Below are 20,016 nucleotides of genomic sequence, written 5' to 3' on the forward strand. Positions count from 1 at the left end.
ATACGACATGTAGACTTACCGGAATGGATAAATACTCTTTCACACGGGTAATCGGCCCGCTAAGGTCCGTCCCAGGAGGTGATACACACACCTTCCAAGTCCGGAAGATATTATACATGATTTTCAAGGTTCAGGCCAACAGGTGCTGGCATAATGGCTAAGATGTGAAGCCGTATGATGTGCTTGATGTTTAGAAAAGTATGAAGTTTGAAGTGTTATGTTAACAATGATTTTTAATGGGTCGAACAGTGGCCTCGGTCACTGATTTAATACAATATTAATTGTACAAGGAAGGTGAAAAAGATGAAGTTAGATGCTCAAAAATTACTTCTTGGAATGGCAAATGCTTGTATTACAATTACAGAACTTGCGGAAAAAGCGAATGTTTCAAGACCTGCTTTGACCAGGCTTGCATCAGGGAAAAGTAACCCAAAGCCTGCAACTTTAGGAAAAATTGCAAAAGCACTGGGTGTCAAAGTGGAAGATTTAATTGAAGGGGGTGAATAAGGAATGGAAGATGATGTTCTTTACACTGTTGCAGAAGTTGCAAAGTTAATAAAAACAAACCCTGCTTATGTTTACAGCTTGATTAAAGCTAAATTGTTACCGACTTTGAAACTTGGAAGCATGAAAATAAGAAGGTCAGCATTGCTGGAATTCTTGGAAAGGTTTGAAGGTTATGACTTAACAAACCCTGAAGAAATCAAACAGCTTAAATTGAATAAAGTCAGTTAAAAAAAGAAAGGTAGGTTAACTAAATGAATTATCAGGAAATTGAAAAGAAGTTTGAAGAAATGCTTAATCAAAAGGTTGCTGAATTAGAAAAAGAATACGAAAAAACTCTATATAAAGAACTTGGTACTGTAGCCTTAAATTTTGATTCCATAAAGGTTATTTCAACAATGTTAAACCATTTTGATTTTAACAATAAATCTACAAATGATGTTTATGAAGCCTACAAATATTTTTGCAGTAGTATTGAAATTCCGTACATGTCAAATGTAGAATTTTCAAGGTTTGTTGTGAAATGGTTTGGTTTTGTAATTGCTGATAAGAAAATTGGTGGGGTGAAATACAGAATTTTTGTCAAAGTTCCTGCGGTTCAAGATGAAGCAAAAGTTCAAGATGAAGTTCAAGATTCGGTTCAAGATGAAATGCAGTAATATCAAGGCGGTTCAAGAAGTTCAAGATACTTTTTAACTTCTTATATATAATTAAAAAAAATATATATAAGAAAAAATTATATAAGTATAAAAAATATAATAATATAGCAACTTGAACTTGAACTTCTTGAACCGATAGCTTATAAACCCTTTATTCATAAGGGTTTGAAGCGGTTCAAGATTCGGTTCAAGATACCCTAAAAAGTTCAAGATGAAGTCAAAAAGAAGGTGGTTTAATGTCAAATGTGGTTTCAATAGAAAAGCTGAAGAAAGTTGTTGGTGAAGCTGCTTTTCAAGAATTGCTCAATCAGCTTCCAGGTAAAAACATATACATACCCAAGAATTTTAATGAAAAATATCATGACAGGAAGAAGCGGAACAAGCTTATTAGAAAAGATTATGCTGCTGGAATGGAAGTTTCTGATTTGGCTGCAAAGTATGGATTGAGCAGGGGAACAATTTACAAAATCATAGAAAAACACTAAAGACACTATATATAGTGTCTTATTTTTTAGAAACATACTAAATATAGTGTTCTAATAGTGAAAATGACATCACATTTTGGTAAAATTATCTTAGGGCAAAGTATGCTTTAGGGGGGGGGGGTGAAATTTATGGATGCAAAAGCTAATAACCGCAAGGACTATTTAAAACGATATAGAGCAGAAAACAAGGAATCAATCAATGCTTATCAAAGGCAATGGCGGGCTGAACATCCTGAAAAGGTGAAGGAATATCATGAAAAGTATTGGATGAAGAAATTGCAGCTTTGTTCTATGGGGGTGTAAGTATGTCAATATTTGTTGATTTCCTGGACAAGCTGCCGCCAAATAATGCAATTGCAGTTGGTCAGATGCTGAATGTTTTATCTGAAGATGACCTTGGATTCATTGAAGATTATTTGATAAAAGGTTCACCAATACCAAATAACATTGTCATGAAAATTGATAGTGCTTTTATAAAGGCTGGTTACCCACAATTTACTTGGGAAAATTGCAGAACGGACACCAGGAACATGATTTATGATGGTTGGTTTGATGAAGTTGATTAAAGAAAGGATGATAAAAATGGCAAAGTATTATGAGATGGAAACACCAGTAACTGTTATTACAGAAAAAGGGGAATTCAGGTACTACAAGGAAGCTAAAAGGCTTCAGGTTTCAAAACCTAAATGGAAAGATATGAATGATGAAGTTCGCATGGGTAAAACAGTAACCCTTGATTTGAATGGCTTCAAGGGCAATGAGGATTTGAAAGCATTGTTGAACCAGGTGCTGGCTGACTTGGATTAAGAAGTTAGTATTCGGACATATCGGACACCTTAAAAAGAAAGGCAGGTGGATAAAATGGCAAAGCTGACAGCGAAACAAAGAAGGTTTTGTGAAGAATATCTGATTGACCTGAACGCAACACAGGCGGCAATCAGGGCAGGGTATTCCCCTAAAACAGCAAGGTTCATTGCTAATGAAAACCTTACAAAACCCTACATCCAAAGAAGAATTGAAAAAATGATGGATGAACGGTCAAGAAGAACAGGTATAACACAGGATAGGGTTATTCAGGAACTTGGTAAGATTGGCTTTTCAATTATTACTGATTACTTAAAAATTGAAAATAACCAGGTTGAATTCTTTGACACTGACAGCATCCAGCAGGAAAAGCTATCAGCTATTGCTGAAATCAAACAAAATACTGTTGGAATATCAATTAAGCTGCATGATAAACTGAAGGCTTTGGAACTGCTTGGAAGGCACTTGGGAATGTTTAAGGACAGGGTTGAAATATCAGGGCAATTGGATAATAACCCTTTTGAAGGGCTTACCACTGAAGAATTGAAGGACTTAATTGAAAAATTATAAACAAAGAAAGGTTGGTAAATAAACATGAAAATGGAATTAAAAAACAGAATAACAAAGCTTCTTGAAAACTACAAAAAGGTTACAAATGCTTTCTTGGAAGAAATAAGGAACTGAGAAAGCAATTCCTATTACACCAGTGATGCCAAACAGGATGAAATCAGGAAGGTAAAAGCACAAATTACAGCCAATGATAATGATTTTAATAAACAGCTTTTAACCATCATCACAGAAGAAAAAGAAGCCATTTTAAATTTCACTATAAGAAAGCCTGATGACTTCCAGCTTCAGATTTCAAATGCAATTGGATTCATTAACTTGCTTGGTGACAACCTTACTGATGAACAAGCTTTTGAAATGGTAAAACCGTTCTTTGGTGATTATCAGACCATGAAACACTTCCATGCGGTTCTTTCAAACAGGTATGGAAAAGATGGAATGAAGGTTACCCGCTTCAGCCTGGGGTTACTTAATAGGGCTGTAAGCATGTTGGATGTTTTTAGAAACAATTTTGCAAACTTCTTTAATACTGGATATTACCCAACTAACGGTTTATCTTTTACTTTAAGGGAAAGTGCAATTATTGCTGATGCTGAAGCAATTGAAAATGTTGTTTTGAAGTTTGATAGTATAATCCCTGCTTCTTACAAGGAAGTTGAAGCTGAAATTGAAGATGAAGTTAAAGATGAAATGGGGGTGTAATTTGATATGAAATACCAGGATGATACTGTTAATAAAACGGTAAATGGCTTTCAGGTTGGGGTAAGAATTGGCACACCAACACCTGATGGACTTAACCCAACTGATGATGGATATGACCATTTAAGAAAAGTTGAACATACTGGAACAGTAATGCAGGATGGACATCCTAATGCTATAAATCCTACACCTAAAGAAGAATAATGCCTATACTAAAGCTGCACTGGTGGTGGACTAACCTTCAGCATTGGTGCAGCTATTTGTTTTCAGGGGGTGGTTGTTATTGGTGGAAACACTGGATTTATTTGAAGTCAAGCAAATAGTAAAACAGGCAGCGGAAACCTTTTTAAATGATTTAAGAAAAGCACATTTGCTTAATGAATATGAGGAACAAGTTATTTCATCCACTATCAGCGATATTATAGGGTTCAAGCAAAGCTTAATTATGCTGAATGATGCTTCAGTACCAGCTAATAAGAAACGTGAAGCAGCAATATTTGTAAAGGGCATGAATGAAGCTTTTAAAAAGCTTTATGAGATGGTTGGTGAAAGATGCTTCACTATTTTTTACAATTCCTATATTGAAGATAAGACAAGAAATGCAATAGCAAATGCTTTAAATATTGATGTTGCAACAGTTAGAAGGAATAAGAAGAAAGCTTTACTGAAGTTATCAATGATTCTATATCCTGAACTTAGCATCATGGCTATGTTTAGATAGTCGCTGAAGGGGGTGAATTACTTGACTAATGAAGAACTTGTAAAAGCATATCAAGAAGGCAATTATTCAGCTTTGGATGAACTGATACAGAAAAATACAGGGCTGGTCAAGTATTTTGCCTACAGATATGGTGGTGTTGCAAGTAAAGCATTACTTGATTTTGATGACCTGGAACAAGAAGGTTGGATTGCTTTTATAAAGGCAGTTGAAAAATACAGCTTTGATACTGAAGAACCTGTTAAGTTTATTTCATATGCTGGTGAAGTAATTAAAGGTATAATGCTTAATTTCATAAACAGAAATATTTCCAGGGTTAAAAAAAGTGATTCAACAAGTGACCCAATAGTAATGTATAGTCTTAATAATGTTGTGTCAGAAGATGATGATAGAAACCTTGAAGAATTACTTGCAGATAAAAATTCAGAACAGCCTTTTTTAGAAGTTGATGAAGAAATTGATAATGACATATTAAGGCAAGACCTATATGAAGTGCTTGATTCAGTATTTGGTAAAGAAACAGAATTCAATGGTGAAGATTTTAGTTTTATGGATGTCAATTATTTAACCTTCAAGTTGAAAAATGGTATTACTGGCAGGGAAGTTCTTATTTTGCATTATGGATTAGAGGGGAAACCACAATCAATTGAACAAATAGGTAAAAAGTTCAATGTATCATATCAGTATGTTCAGCAAATTAAATTCGGTGCAATTAAAAAAATAAGAGAAAGTGAAGAAGGTAAAGCATTGATGAAAAAATATAGGTGGAAAGTGTTAAGTTCACTGGAACATGATAGGGATAAAATAAATAAATTTGCTTCACCTGATACGGTTCTTGAAAGAATGGAAATCGTTGATGATTTACTATATAAAATTCTTAAACAATGCTGTTAGAAAGGGGTGAAAACAAGATGAATCAAAACATTGAAATAATCAACAAATATTTGTGGGCAGTGAAGTTCAGTTTCCTTCCCTTCATAAGTGAAATTAACTATGTTCCTGATGATACTGTTCCAGTTGATGAAGAAGTTGGACAACTGCTTGATACAGGAATTATTCTTTTAAACAAGGAACATAAGCTTTTTGAAGTTTATAAAGATGGTTTTTGTAGAATTATGAATAAATCTAATCGCCAAATTAAAAATGAACTTTCTAATGCAAAACGAATTCCAAACAAAGATAAGTGGCAAATACTGTATATGGAAATGCTCAAATTAGAGCAGAAAAGAAGGAAAATAGAAAGGGGTGAATAATAGATGGCAACAATAAGAACAGCTATTCAGGTTTATGATGGTATGACACCAGGATTAAGAAGTATTACCAATGCTTTGAATATGACAATATCAAGTTTTGAAGCACTTCAGACTGCTTCAGGTAATGCAATTGATACTGCAAGTATTCAAGCAGCAAGGACAGAATTAAACAGGGCAGAATTGGCTTTTAATGAGATTGAACAACAAATAAGAGAAGCAAACCAAGCACAACAACAATTTAATAATGATGTGCGGAATGGTCAAGGGGCTGCTGATGGTTTATTGGGTAAATTGAAGGGTATAGCTGCAACTGTTGGCGCTGCCTTTGGTGCTAAAAAAATTATTGAACTTACAGATTCCATGACTTCTACAAATGCAAGGCTTGATTTAATGAATGATGGACTTCAAACTACTGAAGAACTTCAAAATATGATACTGGAATCAGCAAATGCTTCAAGGGTTGCTTATATGGACACTGCCGCCGCTGTTTCCAAGCTTGGAATTATGGCAAAAGATGCTTTTTCAAGCAATGCTGAAATAGTTGCATTTACTGAACTTATGAACAAGAACTTTGCTATTGGCGGGGCAAGTATTCAAGAACAGACAGCGGCAATGTACCAGCTTACACAGGCAATGGCGGCAGGTAAATTACAAGGTGATGAATTCAGAAGCATTATGGAAAATGCGCCGCTTCTTGCACAATCAATTGCTGAATACATGGGAAAATCAGTTGGCGAATTAAAGGATATGTCCGCTGAAGGCTTAATTACTGCTGACATTATCAAAAATGCAATGTTTGCTTCTGCTGATGAAACCAATGCCAAGTTTGCTGAAATGCCAATGACTATTGGACAGATTGGAACAGTTGTTGGGAATACCTTACTTCAGACCTTTGAACCAGTGCTTCAGGGTATTGGTAGAGGGGCGCAATGGATATATGATAACTGGTCAACCCTTGAACCAATATTTTGGGGGCTTACTGCTGCTGTTGGTGCTTATGCGGCAATTACAGGGATTCAAACCGCTGCAACATGGCTTTCTGTTGCTGCAAATAGGGCTTTAATAACCACTATGCTTTCCAATCCTGTTTTATGGATTGCAGTTGCCATTGGTGTTTTAATCGGAATGATTTATAAATGGGTTCAGTCAGTTGGCGGGCTTGAAATAGCCTGGAAGATTGCCATGAATGGAATTCTTACCGCCTGGGATTGGGTAAAAATTGGATTCTTCACAGGTGTTTATTGGGTTCTTGATTTATGGGATAAGCTGAAGCTTGGAATCATGACAGCAAGTGTTGGAATTCAGAATTTCATGGGTGATATGAAAGCAAATGTACTGACCATTCTTCAAAACATGGTCAATGGTGCAATTGGAATCATCAATAATTTCATTAACCTGCTGAATAAGATTCCAGGGGTGTCCATTAGTGCAATTCAGGAAGTAACTTTTGGAACAACTGCACAGATGGAAAATGATGCAGCCAAAAGAGCAAGGGAAGCTGACCTTCAGAATTATAGGAATCAACTTGAAGTTGGTATGGCGGCAAGGGATGCAGCACTTGAAAGGATGAAGTCAGATGCGTGGGAAGCAACAGTCAAAAGACAAGCTGAAATAAGTGCAGCACAAGCGGCAAATGCAGCCAAAACAGTGCAAGATAATGACTTTTTATCTATGTTCAGTAATGCTGAAGCAATGAAAAATTTAGCTGATACAGCAGCCAATACATCAAAGATGGCTAATTCAATGGAAATGAGTGAAGAAAGCCTTGAATATTTGCGTGATATTGCTGAACAGGAAGTAATAAACCGCTTTACAACTGCTGAAATCAAAGTTGAAATGGGTGGTATAACCAACAATGTAAGTAAAGATACTGACCTTGATGGTATAATGGATTACCTTGCTGAAGGACTATATGAAGCAATGCAGGTTGCCGCTGAAGGTGTGCATCTATAATAATGATAAATGCCCAAGGGATAGCCAATAAAGGCTGTTCCTTGGGCTTTTTTTCGTTCATCAAGGAATATCGAATATGGTTATAACTGCTTGGAACTTCCTAATTTTTTATAATATTGATATGGCAGTTATACTGTCAAATATTATTTTTAGGAGGTTCACAAGATGAACAAAAAACACACAAACCTATTCAAAAAACTTTTATGGACAATGTGCTTGGCGGCACTGGTGATTTTATGTCAAGTACCACAAGCAAGGGCAGCTTCACCAACTGTTGAAGTAAGCACACTGGCAGACTTACAAACTGCAATTGATGCAGCGGCAGATGGTGATGTTATCTTAATCATTGGTCAAATTGATATTCCTGAAGGTGTTTCATTTGGTGGTTCTGATAAGCATATCACCATTAAGAGAGCAAATGAAGCAGCTAAATTAAATATTGCAGGCTCACCTTCTTCTAATCCAACAATATTTAATAACTTTACCTTTGATGGTGCTGAAATTCCTTCACTAACCGCATTTATTGAAAGCTATAGCAGAATAGACTTTAATAATGTGACCTTTAAAAATTGCATTTCAACTCAATCAAGCGGTGCGATTTATGCCTGGGATGGTGAAGCAAATTTTAATAATTGTATTTTTGAAAATAACACAGGAATAAACGGTGGGCATATTGCAATGAATAGCGGTGCAATTGTCAATATTAACAATTGCATCCTTAAAAATGGTCATGCAACAGGCAAAGGTGGTGCAATTTTCAATGCTGCTTCAAGTTCAACTTGTAATATTACATCCAGTATCATTACAGAAAATAAAGCAGATGATGTTGGCGGTGGTGTTGTAAATAATGGGGCAATGACCATTTCAAGAACAAAGCTGTATAACAACACTGCAACTGTTGGGGGTTCTGACATAGCCAATATTCAATGGGCTTGGTTATCCCTTGAAGATTCAATTGAATCTTTAGTTGAATTGTTTGCAGATGAAAACTTGATTCCCACAGGCTGGGAAACTGATTACATTGATAATACAAATAATGCTTACAATACCAAATATCTAAAACTTGCGTATGAAGTAATTCAACCTGAACCAACAGCAGTAATCCTTGATTCAGCTTCCCTGGGAACAGCAGGAGATTGTAAAATTATAGGGCTTGAAGCAGGAAAGTATTATAAAGTCACAGCAGATGATGTTATAAACTATGTGAAAGCGGATGGCACACTGACAGCCAATGAATCAGAAGCAGAACCACTTACTGGAACTGAAATAATTGGTTTAACAAATGGAAAAACATACAAGGTTGAAGAATATACTCCTGAACCTGAAGAACCAACAGAACCAACACCTGACCCACAACCACAACCTGAACCTACACCAGTAACACCTTCAAAACCTTCACATTCCAGCCATTCATCACATACTGTTAAACCTGAACCAGTAGTTGAGAAGAAACCAGCGGTTGTTTTATCCTATGGCAAAGCTGTTTTGGACACCACAAAAACAGAATATTTGCTTGGTTATGCTGATGGTTTATTGGGTAATAAAGGCACAGTTACAAGGGCAGAACTTGCTCAAATAGTTTATAGGTTGTTGACCCCTGAAAGCAAGGCTGCTGTTTATTCTGACAAGAACAGCTTTAAAGATGTTGCAGCCAATGCTTGGTACAATGAAGCAGTCAGTACCATGCTAAATGCAGGTTTGATTTCAATGGGTGCTGATGGGAAGTATAATCCTGATAAAAATATTACCTGGGGTGAAATGGTGTCCATCCTGGCAAAATTTGCAGAACCTAATCATGAATGGAAGATAATTACCAGGCATTGGGCAAAGGATGCTTTAAATACTGCTATTTCTTACCGCTGGTTTGAATACAATGACCAGTTCAATCCAGATGGTGAAGTTACCAGGCTTGAAATGCTTAATTTCATTAATACTATGTTTAAGTGGGCAACTAAATAAGAAATATCCTGCCTTACAGCTTGCCCTCTATTGGACGAAAAGCAACCTGGTAAGGCAATCATATTAAAAAGGGTACAAATCGCTTATAAAGGCAAATATAGCTGGTATAAGCGATTTGTGCTATAATTGAAATTAAGATTTCAAAGAAAGGGGGAATTTCCATGCTTGAAGGCTTGCTTTATGCTTATTCTGAACGGTTTCATGAGAATTTCCCCATGATGATTATCAAGGATATGGATGAAGATGAAATTATCAGGACAATCCAAAGTTGCTTGCAGGAAAACAAGCCTTTATATGTGGACTGTCCTGATGGTGTGGATTATTGAAAGTTAATTTTCAAAGGAACGGTGAAATAATATGTCACAACCAAGACCAAGCTTCATAGATTCCCCTTACTTTATCATGGAATATGACAACTGGCATTTGACAGATGATGCACCTGAAGAACTTAAAAAAGAATTTGAAGAATATATGAAAAGTGACTATTCAAGAAAGCGGGGTGAACCCATGCCCAAAATAATTGCTAAAGGTAAATACCTGGGGGTTGAAAGACAGGTTGAATGTACCTTAAAAAATGGCATCCCAATTATTGAAGTTGATGGTGAATATGATGAAACAATTCAAAATAAATTTAATCAGCTTCTTAAAAAAGCACCTGCAATGGGTGGAACATATTACCCGCCTGAAAATAGTTTGTTAGCAGCTTACAGTGTTCTTGAATCGGTTTTCTTTGATGATGGTTCAATTCCAACAATTGAAGCTATTGGGGATATTGGTAAAATACCAACTTATGATATAGAAGGTATTGTTTATTAAAGCACCCGCTGATTTTATGGCAGGTGCTTCTTTATTTGGCTTCTGAAGGGCTTTTTTACCCTGGGCAATATAAATACCTTACCTTAATGTTTTGGGCTTAATATGGGCAAGCTGGAAGGGCATAGCATATAAAAAAAAAGCACCTGGATTAAATTCCAAGTGCTTTTTTTTTTATTTTTATTATTCTTCAGGTGAATCAGGTGTATATTCCAATAAGTCAGAAAGCTTACAGTTAAAAACCTTGCAAAGTGTTATAAGGGTTTTTAGGCTGGTAGCTTCAATTTCAGCATCAGTTCCCTTATAAAGCCTGTTGATTGCATTTCTGCTTAATCCTGAACGGTTTATCAGTTCCTGAATATCATCTATCTTGTGTTTTGCCATTAAAATTCTAATATTGCAGGTAATCAATTTTATCACATCCTTTCATAAAGATTTTACCATGAAAAGGCAAATAATATCAATAGAGAATTAAAAATTAACCTTAAAAAGTCAAAAAATATCTTTACAAATACTTTGAAGGGTGATAAAATAACCTTGCAAGGTTAAATAATAACTTTGAAAGGGTGATTTGGTGTTTAAGTACAAAGTTACTTCACCAGGTGGAAGGGAATTCACCTGTATTGCCAAAAATTCCACAGATGCAAAAAGGCAAGCTTGTAAATTTTGGGGTATTCGTGCCAATGATTATTGGTGTGGTGTGTCAGCATTAAAAGCAAAAAAGGAAAGGGTGTGATTACCATAGACCATGTACTTGATGCAATTAAACCGCATTATGAAGCTTTGTTGGATTGCTTCTTAGAAGAACAGAGAACAGGGAAATATAAAAGGTTTTCCGACAACCCTTATTATGATGAAGTCAAAGCCTTAATTGATGCTATGAACGTTTTAAGGAAGTACCTTGGTTGGGAAACCATCAAGCTGAAGGATGAAGTTGAATTTTACGTATAAGATGAATGGGGGAATGTAAAATGTTTGTCATTTTTAATCATGAGAAGTTAGAACAAAGAATCAATGCCATGTATGGCAGTAAGGAAGCCTTTGGGAAGCTTATGGGCATGACCAAGCAAAGAATCAATTCCAGGTTAAAAAGTGCAACAGACTTCACACAATCAGAGATAGAAAAGGCTGCTGAACTGTTGAACATCCAACCTGAAGAAATACCTGTATACTTCTTTGATGTTGAATATGAAGGTGCTTAAAGTATGAAAGGGTGTTCTTGAACGGAACATCCCTTTTGTTATAATGAAATTGAAAGTTAATTTTCAAAAGAATAGGGGTTAAGCTTATGGAAATAAAAATTGATGAAAAGCAGATTGCAGATGCAATTATTAACGATTTGAAAAGACATAATCTAATCGGTGAAAAACAAGATGTCACTGTCATATATAATGCTGAATCATATGATGTTCTTTATACAGTCAGTGAAGTTGCTGAACTTATAAAGACAAATACAAAGTATGTTTATGATATTATCAAGGCTGGGTTGCTTCCAGGATTAAAACTTGGTTCAATGAAGGTTACACGTTCAGCATTACTTGAATTCCTTAATAAGTATCAAGGGTATGACCTGACTGACCCATTTAATATAAAGCCGATAGAGCAATTCAATGATGAAAAATAGTTGGGTGGCAATTCCACCCTGTTTCCACCCAAAATGGCGGTAAAATAATTTTACAATAAAATACACATAGTAAAGAGTAGTAAAACAGTTTCCGAAAAATGCAGATATTACAAGGGTTTTCAGTTACATAGGATAACATGAAAATATGATAAATAATGAAAAATAAAAGTGATTTGATTAGTTTCCAGTTACGTATCACGTTGAGTGCATAGTTCTGATAAAACGTGTCGAAAGCCGCATGAAATAAGGCTTTCAGCCGTTTTGAGGAAGGGGCTTTTGTGAGGCAAAAACGATGATAATTAATAATAAAACCCGGTTATTTTTAAAATGATCGGGGTTTTATTTTATAAGATAAACGACAGAAAAGTATTAATTGCCTCACTGGGTTTTCTTTGATAAATATGGGGGTATAGCTCGTCAGGGAAAGCGCAAATGATATTCTGAAAAATTAGTCAAATAAAGTCTTTCAACATGTTTTCCAGAATTTATGATATAATTATGTCTATAATGGGATGTTGGCAGTATTTCAAAAGTATAAAGAGATTAATTTGTGGCTAGTCATTATTTGGAGAAAAATATGGAAGAGACTGAAAAAGTAATTGAAAAAATAAAAGATCTTGTAAATCAGAAAGGATATGTCTACGCACTATGCATGATTATTCTTGAAGATTTTCATATCAATCCTGAAAAACTGCATGAAATAGATACTAGGGGTCGGCTCAGTGTAAAAGAAGCTTCTCTTTTACTTGGCTTCTTAATTCAAGATGAAATTGATTTTTCAATACCCGAAACTCCACAAGATTTAATTAACCTCAAACAAAAAACTTACAAATTAATGGAAGAATTGCATGAGTCTTTTATGGCACCATTTATTGAGAAACTAGAAAACAGTATCAAAAAAGAAAATAAAATAGATGATTTTAGAGTTGATCAGAAAAATTTTTTTGGTACAGGAGACATGCTTATAGAACCTATCTTTTACTCTGGTACAGGTGTTTATGATTTCCAATATATGGAGTTTTTCGAGAGAAAATATAAATACGATATAGAATGGCTTGCTTGCAAAAAAGAATTCGACATTAATCAAGCACAACATATTGTATTTAAAATTAAGAGTATTCTCCAAGAAAAATCTCAAAAAGTTCATTTGTATGACTTAAAAGAAAGAATGCCTGCAATGTTTAAAAGTATAAAAGAAAAGAACTCTCAAAGAGGATTTATAAAGCATATCAAAGATATTTTACCTATGATGGAATTGTATCAATATGTAGAACTATTTTTTGAATATGCAAAAGTAGAAGAAGGTTTAAGTATTGATAAAATAAGAAAATATGGCTGGAAATCCTTTTATAAAAGCTTAATAGAATTATTTATAGTCAAAAAATCAGATTTTGATAGCAGTATTAACGTTGAGTCATTTTTTAACTATTTTTCTATAACTCCCCAAAAAGGTTCAAATTCACAATTTAAAACTATTGGGAATTATAATCTTATCAATTCACACCCAATAATTAAGCTAGATGATGATAGATATTTTATACCAATCACTTTTTTGCTATTTGAAGCAGTATATGAAAGCCCTTTTTATTGGATGATGGGTGATAAAGAATACAGAGATCAAGCAGGAAAAAATAGAGGTACTTTTGGAGAAGAAATTACATACGACTTTTTATCAAAAGTCTTTGGGACAAGTAGAACTTTTAAGTCTGTTAAAGTCATAACTAAAAAAGGGCAAACGTATACAGATATTGATGTTCTTTGTATCCTTGGAAGCAAGGCATTATGTGTTCAAGTTAAATCAAAGAAACTAACCGAACTCTCCAGAACAGGTGATGATAAGGCGTTAAACAATGATTTCAAGGGAGCTGTTCAAGATGCCTATGAACAAGGATTGGTATCGCGCGAAAAAATATTAGAAAAGAGTGCAATGTTTATAGATGAAGTTGGAAACGAAATAAAGCTTTCAGAAGAAATAGACGATGTATACATAATGGTGATCACAACTGAAAATTATCCAGCTTTAGCACATCAAACTCAGGTGATGTTAGAAAAAAACAAGAAAATCCATTTCCAATAGTATTAACAATTTTTGATTTAGAATTGCTTACTTTTTATTTAAATGACCCATATGATTTTCTTTATTATATAAGACAAAGAACTTCATTAGCTGAATATTTCAGAGCTGATGAAGAGATGGTATATCTTGGTTATCATTTAGATAAAAAATTATGGAAGGATCCAAGATATGATATGGTTATTATTAATAATGATTTTGGCCAAATTATTGATAGAAATTATTATCCACTAAAAGTGTATTTGTCAAGTGAAAAATGGACCTTTTTATAATTAAATTTTACCCCCCTTAAAGATGACATTAGTGTAAATAATTAACATTAACATGTTCCTTTCACATAGGGAAAAAACTTTTTCAAGAATCCAGTTGACAACAAGCCTCCCCTCTATGATTAGCCAGCCGATGCGGCCAGCCCCCACCCCCTCGAAGTATGGCTATGAAGTTCGAGCATAGAGGGAGATGGGCGGCTGGCGCCTTAACAGGCTATCATACAGGCACGGCAAATTCATGAAGGAACATTTAGCCAATGAATAAATTACCTGTAAAAAAGCAAATCCTTTTATAGTAAGATATTGACTAGAGATATAAATTAGATTGGGGATATCGATGGTCAATAAAAAATATAAAGGGAGCTTTTTTAAACATTTTATGATAATATTTGATCCAAGACAGACAGGTAAAGTTTGGCATAAATTGATTGATGTATTATTTATAGCAGTAGTTGCATCGGTTTGCGGGTTTAACGAATGGGAGGAGATGGAAGTCTGGGCTAAGAAAAAAGAAGAGTGGCTAAGGAAATATCTCGAACTTCCAAATGGCATTCCATCATATAGTACCATACGAAGAGTCTTTGATTTTATAGACCCAAAGCAATTTGAAAAATGCTTTGCAACGTGGATGAAAGAAGTTACTGAAATTAGCAAAGGTACTATAGTTGCAATCGATGGGAAGACAATGTGTGGAACAGCAGACAAAGCAGCTGATAAGAAAGGTATTCATATTGTTAATGCCTGGTGCAGCGCAAATAAAATGATACTTGGACAGGTAAAAACAGATGATAAGAGTAATGAGATTACAGCGGTGCCGGAGCTTTTAGACATGCTTTTTATAAAGGGATGCATAGTAACTGTAGATGCAATGAATACTCAAAAAGATACTGTGAAAAAAATTGTAAAAGAAAACAAGGCAGATTATGTTGTAGCCCTTAAAGGAAATCATCCCATATTATATGGAGAAGTACAGGAATATTTTTTAGATGAAGAAAAGAATGGATTTAAGAATGAGAAAATAGAAAGTTATAGGACTTTTGAGAAGGGGCATGGCAGAATTGAGGAAAGAATATATTACTACTCTACCGATATAAAATGGATGGATGCAAAAGAAGAATGGGAAAAGATGAATGGTATTGGAATGGTTATCAGGAGAACTGAAGAGAAGGGAAATAAAACAGAGGAAAGAGCTTTTCATTTTGGGAGCGTAAACTCTGTAATAGAATATGCAAAAGCAGTAAGGCAGCACTGGGGAATTGAGAGTATGCATTGGTCTCTTGATGTAACCTTTAGTGAAGACGCTTGCAAAACCAGAAAAGGAAAAGCGCCTGAAAACCTTGCGATGCTCAAAAGACTTTCATTAAATATGGTAAGGAAAGATGAAACAAGATATCCGAAAAAAAGTTTAAAAATAAGAAAAGTACATTCGTTATTAGATGAAGAGTATCTAGATTATATATTAAAAATAAACTTTGGTTGAACCATGAACCATCAATAATTTGACTTGTGATAGGGGTAGGCCTGAGGTCTACCCAAAGTATGATAAATGGGTAGATGTGCGGCTTGCCCCTATCACATGCAAGTAAGATTAATGCGCTTTAAAAGCATACTCAGTATACACTGGATATCTCCGGAAAGGAACATCTGGTTGATAGAGTATACCCTTTTTTAGATAGCATTGATCGAATCCCCGGACGCTTCTTTTTCCTGTTCATTGTAAACTGGGGAACACATTAAAAATACGGCTCATCTTATAAAAATGAATGCTGAAATGGCATTTTTAAAAAAACTTGTAAAAAGGTTTTGGTAGGAAATGGGTTCATGAATTTACCGTGTGCAGCAAAGAATCTTCTCTTGTGCCGACTCAACATACACAATATTAGATTTATGAAAAAAGAAATAGATATCATCAAAAAAATTCACCTAAAAGTGATGATGACCCTTTAGATGTTAAATCTCTTAAAGATATTGCGTTATTAGCCGAGTTTACCAGCTTAAGTAAACTCGGCTTTTTTTGTATTATGAATACCACGGGCTATGCCTGTGGTTCTAAAAAGCTTATAGCTATGAGTAGAAAAAATTTTCCTCCTTTGATAGAATAGATGATGGTCTGCCAACCACAACTAAATCAAAGGAGGAAAACAGTATGGATAATGAAAGTTTATCACATACCAAATGGAATTGCAAATATCATATTGTATTTGGGGTGCATAAATTATATATGACCCATTATCTGAAAAATTACCGTCTAGTTTACAGTAGAAGATACTTTTTCACATATGTGATAAATCTTCCAGTAAAAATGGGTATAGTTACCCGATTGTTATATACATTTTTTTACATGGATATTATTTCATACTATTCGTTCACTACTTTTACAACGTCATCCCATTTGTGACTTTCATACTTTGCACGTAATGCAGCTATATACTGTCCACCATTGATACTCCAACGCATTCCCGCCTGTTTCATCCTTTGTCCAATCACCATTTTGTTACCACTTTCTATCGCTCCGCTGCCTATATAATAGCCTTTTTCTTTAAAAGTTTTATAGCGTATTCGCTCTCGGTTGTTTTCCATATATGTTGGAAGATTTACTACATTGTCTGGTAACTTTTTAATCTTAACCTTGTTTACAATTTTAATTGCTTCTTCAATTTCATCATTGTTTACTCTATCCATTACTTCTTTTACCCACCTTTTACGGTTTATCTCATCTTCAGGATATAGTATTTTTGCATACTGATGAACATTCTCACTTAAGTGATAGTAGTCAAGTATCCTTACTGCATCCGGAAATAATTCGTCGCACATGTTCCATATCCACTGTGCTCCATCTCCTATGACAACTACTTCTTTTAGTTTACCGTAACCTGCTCTGGCGGCTGCTGCAAATATTGCCTTTTTAAATTCTGTGACGCTTCCAAAATATGATACATATTCCTTTTTTACAATTTTGATATTATCTTCTCCGCGCTTAATTACATCCTTATCAGTAAACACCAACCCTAACTTCATTTCACGCCAAGTCGTACCGTTTTGCTCTATCCTTGTATTTAACTGCATTCCATCGGTAAATATATATAGCTTCCCGTCTTTTCGCTTAGCCGGTGGTAGTTCTGGTGCTGCTATTTCCGGTTTTTCATAAGCTTGTTGTGCTTTTTCCATCTCTTTTTCAAATACTTTTTTACCAATTTCTTCAGATACAATCTGTATTTGGGTTGGACTTACCTCTCCTTGTACAATTAATATTGTATTAAATCAGTGACCGAAGCCACTGTTCGACCCATTAAAAATCATTGTTAACATAACACTTCAAACTTCATACTTTTCTAAACATCAAGCACATCATACGGCTTCACATCTTAGCCATTATGCCAGCACCTGTTGGCCTGAACCTTGAAAATCATGTATAATATCTTCCGGACTTGGAAGGTGTGTGTATCACCTCCTGGGACGGACCTTAGCGGGCCGATTACCCGTATGAAAGAGTATTTATCCATTCCGGTAAGTCTACATGATTTGGCTGGTTGAGGCCAGCTAATAAGCTGGTTCCTCGTGTCACATGCAAGGTTGTTTGCTTACATGGGAAGGAATGGAGGCTTTTAAGTCCATCAATCTTGTAAAGGAGGCATTTTTAATGAATTTCAGACCCATTGCAGGCATTGATGTGGGTAAATTCTTCAGTGAGATGGCAATTCTTTCTCCATCCAATGAAGTGATTGCCCGCATGAAGATTCGCCATGATTCCAGTACCGACGTGGAAAGAGCCGTTGAATTGCTTAAAAAAACGGAAAAGGACTTCGCTTCAAGGCCTTTCGTCGTCATGGAATCCACCGGGCACTATCACAAAATCCTTTTCCATTCACTTTGTAAAGCTGGATTTGAGGTTTCAGTAACAAACCCCATCCAGACTGATTCTATCAAAAATATTGGAATTAGAAAAGTGAAAAATGATAAAGTGGATGCCCGGAAAATTGCATTGCTCTACAGATTTCAGGAGCTTAAAACTACTAATATCCTCGATGAGGATATTGAATGCTTAAGGAGCCTTTGCCGCCAGTACTACAAGCTCTCTGACGAGCTTACTGCCTACAAAAACAGGTTTACGGGTATTGTTGACCAACTCATGCTAAACTTTAAGGATGTATTCCCCAACATCTTTTCAAAGGCTGCTCTTGCAGTCTTGGAGGAGTATCCTACGCCTGCCCATATTCTTAAGGCTAACAAAAACAAATTGATTTCGCTTATTCAGCAGAAGTCCCGTAAAAGCCTTAAATGGGCAACTGCAAAGTATGAGCTTCTAGTCTCCAAAGCCAGAGAATTTGCTCCTTTGAGCATTCATAATTCTTCTAATGTTGCAATGCTGGGTGTGTATATCTCCATGATCAAAACCCTGGAGGAAAACCTGGAGAAAGTCCTTAAAGCTATCCGTCTGCTGATTGCTCAGGATATGACTAAGGATATGCCTGTGTTGTCATTGTCACTTGAGCTTTTGCAGAGCCTGCCCGGCGTAGGTCTTCTCTCGGCTGCCACCATTCTTGCGGAGATTGGCGACTTTTCAGCTTTCTCAAAGCCGGGCAAGCTGGTTGCCTATTTCGGCATTGACCCCTCTGTCATGCAGTCCGGAGAGTTTACCGGTACGCGCAATAAAATGTCCAAGAGGGGCTCAAGGCTGCTTCGTAGGGTGCTTTTTACAATTGCTCTTGCCAATATCCGTACCAAGAGGGATAAGACAGCTTGCAACCCTGTGTTGCTGGAGTTTTATCAACAGAAGTGCCGGAGCAAACCTAAAAAGGTAGCTTTGGGAGCAGTCATGCGTAAGCTTGTTTGTATCATCTTTGCTGTTCTAAGGGATAGGAAACCTTACCAGTTACGCAGTCCCCAGGAACACGCTCAAATGCTTGCAGCAAAGCATACAGCAGCTTGATAGTACCGTACTTGATGTTCAGTTTTCAAAGAGCAACTTATTATTTTAGACCAGCTATTTTATGTCTACTTCACTTAGGTGGTCTTGTTGTCATGCCTTTCATTAACGTCAGGAGCCTAAAAAAATTTCTCAAAATTTTTCTTAAAAACTCTTGACTTTAATTAGCTGGTCTTCTATTTTATCAACCTCATTTTTATAAACCCAGGGATGTCCCTTTTCTATTCTTTTTTTTATTTCTTTTCTCAGGTAAACTCTTGCCATAAATTTACTCCTTTTTTGCAAATATTACTATTTTCTATTAGGATGCTCCAGTATTGTTGCAAATAAAAGTTTAGCAAAAATCAATAGTAATAATTTACAGGTATAACCTGCACCCATAAGAAAATTATGGTTAACGTTAGAGAAAAGGGGAGTGACCACCTAAGCCTAACAATATTAAATTTAAAAACTTAATATGACGAAACCTTACCAAACATACACTGGATGTAGAAATCAACGTACTCTCTCTTCCAATTAAACCGCTTTCGTTTGCGACCTGGAGGTTTTACAGTGGATAGAGACTTTTTAAGGTAGGCAATGGTATTCCACAGTCCGCCTGCAATGAGTCTTACCATCTCCAAGAAGTTATGATTGGTACCCACCAGAATATGCATGAGTTTTAACAAGCAAAACAGAATCAATGCCGTGTAAATCTGGTTTAAGACT

28 protein-coding genes are annotated in these 20,016 nt (G+C 35.6%); 24 read left to right on the forward strand and 4 right to left on the reverse strand.

Annotated features, from left to right (window positions below):
* Nucleotides 1-303: 303 nt before the first annotated feature.
* The 17 genes from CIB29_RS16450 to CIB29_RS16520 all read left to right on the forward strand — a co-directional run bounded on the left by CIB29_RS16450 (nucleotide 304) and on the right by CIB29_RS16520 (nucleotide 10,417).
* A complete protein-coding gene (locus tag CIB29_RS16450) occupies nucleotides 304-507 on the forward strand; it encodes a helix-turn-helix domain-containing protein (RefSeq protein WP_094551531.1) in 204 nt (67 codons plus the stop codon).
* A 3-nt stretch (nucleotides 508-510) separates the two neighbouring features.
* Nucleotides 511-735 carry a helix-turn-helix domain-containing protein gene (locus tag CIB29_RS16455; protein WP_094551533.1) on the forward strand — a complete coding sequence of 75 codons (225 nt, stop codon included), beginning with the start codon at nucleotides 511-513 and terminating at the stop codon, nucleotides 733-735.
* A gap of 23 nt (nucleotides 736-758) precedes the next feature.
* Nucleotides 759-1,163 (forward strand): hypothetical protein, encoded by a 405-nt coding sequence (locus tag CIB29_RS16460; RefSeq protein ID WP_094551534.1) that lies wholly within the window; start codon nucleotides 759-761, stop codon nucleotides 1,161-1,163.
* Between the two features lie 236 nt (nucleotides 1,164-1,399).
* Nucleotides 1,400-1,648 carry a Mor transcription activator family protein gene (locus CIB29_RS16465; RefSeq protein ID WP_094551536.1) on the forward strand — a complete coding sequence of 83 codons (249 nt, stop codon included), beginning with the start codon at nucleotides 1,400-1,402 and terminating at the stop codon, nucleotides 1,646-1,648.
* A gap of 129 nt (nucleotides 1,649-1,777) precedes the next feature.
* A complete protein-coding gene (locus CIB29_RS19040; protein ID WP_198543945.1) occupies nucleotides 1,778-1,951 on the forward strand; it encodes a hypothetical protein in 174 nt (57 codons plus the stop codon).
* A gap of 2 nt (nucleotides 1,952-1,953) precedes the next feature.
* Nucleotides 1,954-2,214, forward strand: a complete 261-nt coding sequence (locus tag CIB29_RS16470; RefSeq protein ID WP_094551538.1) for a hypothetical protein — start codon at nucleotides 1,954-1,956, stop codon at nucleotides 2,212-2,214.
* Nucleotides 2,186-2,455, forward strand: coding sequence for a hypothetical protein (locus CIB29_RS16475; RefSeq protein ID WP_242965303.1), 270 nt, complete (start codon nucleotides 2,186-2,188; stop codon nucleotides 2,453-2,455). Before CIB29_RS16470 ends, CIB29_RS16475 begins: the two co-directional genes overlap by 29 nt.
* 54 nt (nucleotides 2,456-2,509) lie before the next feature.
* Nucleotides 2,510-3,022: a terminase small subunit gene (locus CIB29_RS16480; RefSeq protein ID WP_094551540.1), complete on the forward strand. Its 513-nt coding sequence runs from the start codon at nucleotides 2,510-2,512 to the stop codon at nucleotides 3,020-3,022.
* A 315-nt stretch (nucleotides 3,023-3,337) separates the two neighbouring features.
* Complete coding sequence (locus CIB29_RS16485) at nucleotides 3,338-3,721, forward strand: hypothetical protein (RefSeq protein ID WP_094551542.1); 384 nt, start codon at nucleotides 3,338-3,340, stop codon at nucleotides 3,719-3,721.
* Between the two features lie 6 nt (nucleotides 3,722-3,727).
* Nucleotides 3,728-3,922, forward strand: a complete 195-nt coding sequence (locus tag CIB29_RS16490; RefSeq protein WP_094551544.1) for a hypothetical protein — start codon at nucleotides 3,728-3,730, stop codon at nucleotides 3,920-3,922.
* 79 nt (nucleotides 3,923-4,001) lie between these two features.
* Nucleotides 4,002-4,439, forward strand: a complete 438-nt coding sequence (locus tag CIB29_RS16495) for a sigma-70 RNA polymerase sigma factor region 4 domain-containing protein (RefSeq protein ID WP_094551546.1) — start codon at nucleotides 4,002-4,004, stop codon at nucleotides 4,437-4,439.
* A 21-nt stretch (nucleotides 4,440-4,460) separates the two neighbouring features.
* Nucleotides 4,461-5,330, forward strand: coding sequence for a sigma-70 family RNA polymerase sigma factor (locus CIB29_RS16500; RefSeq protein ID WP_157910342.1), 870 nt, complete (start codon nucleotides 4,461-4,463; stop codon nucleotides 5,328-5,330).
* Between the two features lie 17 nt (nucleotides 5,331-5,347).
* Complete coding sequence (locus CIB29_RS16505) at nucleotides 5,348-5,689, forward strand: hypothetical protein (protein ID WP_094551550.1); 342 nt, start codon at nucleotides 5,348-5,350, stop codon at nucleotides 5,687-5,689.
* A gap of 3 nt (nucleotides 5,690-5,692) precedes the next feature.
* Nucleotides 5,693-7,642, forward strand: coding sequence for a tape measure protein (locus CIB29_RS16510; RefSeq protein WP_094551552.1), 1,950 nt, complete (start codon nucleotides 5,693-5,695; stop codon nucleotides 7,640-7,642).
* 165 nt (nucleotides 7,643-7,807) lie between these two features.
* Entirely contained in the window at nucleotides 7,808-9,601 is a 1,794-nt protein-coding gene (locus CIB29_RS16515; protein WP_094551554.1) for an S-layer homology domain-containing protein, read from the forward strand.
* 161 nt (nucleotides 9,602-9,762) lie between these two features.
* Complete coding sequence (locus tag CIB29_RS18700) at nucleotides 9,763-9,927, forward strand: hypothetical protein (protein ID WP_157910343.1); 165 nt, start codon at nucleotides 9,763-9,765, stop codon at nucleotides 9,925-9,927.
* Between the two features lie 97 nt (nucleotides 9,928-10,024).
* Nucleotides 10,025-10,417 carry a hypothetical protein gene (locus CIB29_RS16520; RefSeq protein WP_157910344.1) on the forward strand — a complete coding sequence of 131 codons (393 nt, stop codon included), beginning with the start codon at nucleotides 10,025-10,027 and terminating at the stop codon, nucleotides 10,415-10,417.
* A gap of 180 nt (nucleotides 10,418-10,597) precedes the next feature.
* Here CIB29_RS16520 and CIB29_RS16525 read toward each other — a convergent pair whose 3' ends face one another.
* Nucleotides 10,598-10,834: a helix-turn-helix domain-containing protein gene (locus tag CIB29_RS16525; protein WP_278335872.1), complete on the reverse strand. Its 237-nt coding sequence runs from the start codon at nucleotides 10,832-10,834 to the stop codon at nucleotides 10,598-10,600.
* A gap of 154 nt (nucleotides 10,835-10,988) precedes the next feature.
* Between CIB29_RS16525 and CIB29_RS18705 the strand changes: the two genes are divergently transcribed.
* The 6 genes from CIB29_RS18705 to CIB29_RS16555 all read left to right on the forward strand — a co-directional run bounded on the left by CIB29_RS18705 (nucleotide 10,989) and on the right by CIB29_RS16555 (nucleotide 15,861).
* Nucleotides 10,989-11,150 (forward strand): hypothetical protein, encoded by a 162-nt coding sequence (locus tag CIB29_RS18705; RefSeq protein WP_157910345.1) that lies wholly within the window; start codon nucleotides 10,989-10,991, stop codon nucleotides 11,148-11,150.
* On the forward strand, nucleotides 11,147-11,365 hold the full coding sequence (locus CIB29_RS16530) for a hypothetical protein (RefSeq protein ID WP_094551560.1): 219 nt from the start codon (nucleotides 11,147-11,149) through the stop codon (nucleotides 11,363-11,365). Before CIB29_RS18705 ends, CIB29_RS16530 begins: the two co-directional genes overlap by 4 nt.
* A gap of 20 nt (nucleotides 11,366-11,385) precedes the next feature.
* Complete coding sequence (locus tag CIB29_RS16535; protein WP_157910346.1) at nucleotides 11,386-11,616, forward strand: DUF739 family protein; 231 nt, start codon at nucleotides 11,386-11,388, stop codon at nucleotides 11,614-11,616.
* A gap of 86 nt (nucleotides 11,617-11,702) precedes the next feature.
* The gene (locus tag CIB29_RS16540; RefSeq protein ID WP_094551564.1) at nucleotides 11,703-12,038 is read left to right on the forward strand and encodes a helix-turn-helix domain-containing protein; all 336 of its coding nucleotides are present in this window, start codon (nucleotides 11,703-11,705) and stop codon (nucleotides 12,036-12,038) included.
* A gap of 577 nt (nucleotides 12,039-12,615) precedes the next feature.
* Nucleotides 12,616-14,115 (forward strand): NERD domain-containing protein, encoded by a 1,500-nt coding sequence (locus tag CIB29_RS16545; protein ID WP_094551565.1) that lies wholly within the window; start codon nucleotides 12,616-12,618, stop codon nucleotides 14,113-14,115.
* Nucleotides 14,116-14,760: 645 nt separating this feature from the next.
* A complete protein-coding gene (locus CIB29_RS16555; RefSeq protein WP_198543947.1) occupies nucleotides 14,761-15,861 on the forward strand; it encodes an ISAs1 family transposase in 1,101 nt (366 codons plus the stop codon).
* 878 nt (nucleotides 15,862-16,739) lie between these two features.
* Here the strand turns inward: CIB29_RS16555 and CIB29_RS16560 are convergent.
* Nucleotides 16,740-17,633, reverse strand: coding sequence for an ISKra4 family transposase (locus CIB29_RS16560; protein ID WP_117434613.1), 894 nt, complete (start codon nucleotides 17,631-17,633; stop codon nucleotides 16,740-16,742).
* Between the two features lie 388 nt (nucleotides 17,634-18,021).
* Between CIB29_RS16560 and CIB29_RS16565 the strand changes: the two genes are divergently transcribed.
* The gene (locus CIB29_RS16565; protein ID WP_094551573.1) at nucleotides 18,022-19,311 is read left to right on the forward strand and encodes an IS110 family RNA-guided transposase; all 1,290 of its coding nucleotides are present in this window, start codon (nucleotides 18,022-18,024) and stop codon (nucleotides 19,309-19,311) included.
* A gap of 141 nt (nucleotides 19,312-19,452) precedes the next feature.
* On the opposite strand, the gene CIB29_RS18710 is transcribed toward CIB29_RS16565, so the two are convergent.
* Both CIB29_RS18710 and CIB29_RS18715 read right to left on the reverse strand, forming a co-directional pair.
* The gene (locus CIB29_RS18710) at nucleotides 19,453-19,572 is read right to left on the reverse strand and encodes a hypothetical protein (protein ID WP_157910347.1); all 120 of its coding nucleotides are present in this window, start codon (nucleotides 19,570-19,572) and stop codon (nucleotides 19,453-19,455) included.
* 188 nt (nucleotides 19,573-19,760) lie between these two features.
* The coding region (locus tag CIB29_RS18715) for a hypothetical protein (protein ID WP_479724527.1) at nucleotides 19,761-20,016 on the reverse strand (256 nt) is incomplete at its 5' end.

This window comes from Petroclostridium xylanilyticum (genome assembly GCF_002252565.1).
GTDB classification, from domain to species: Bacteria; Bacillota; Clostridia; order SK-Y3; family SK-Y3; genus Petroclostridium; species Petroclostridium xylanilyticum.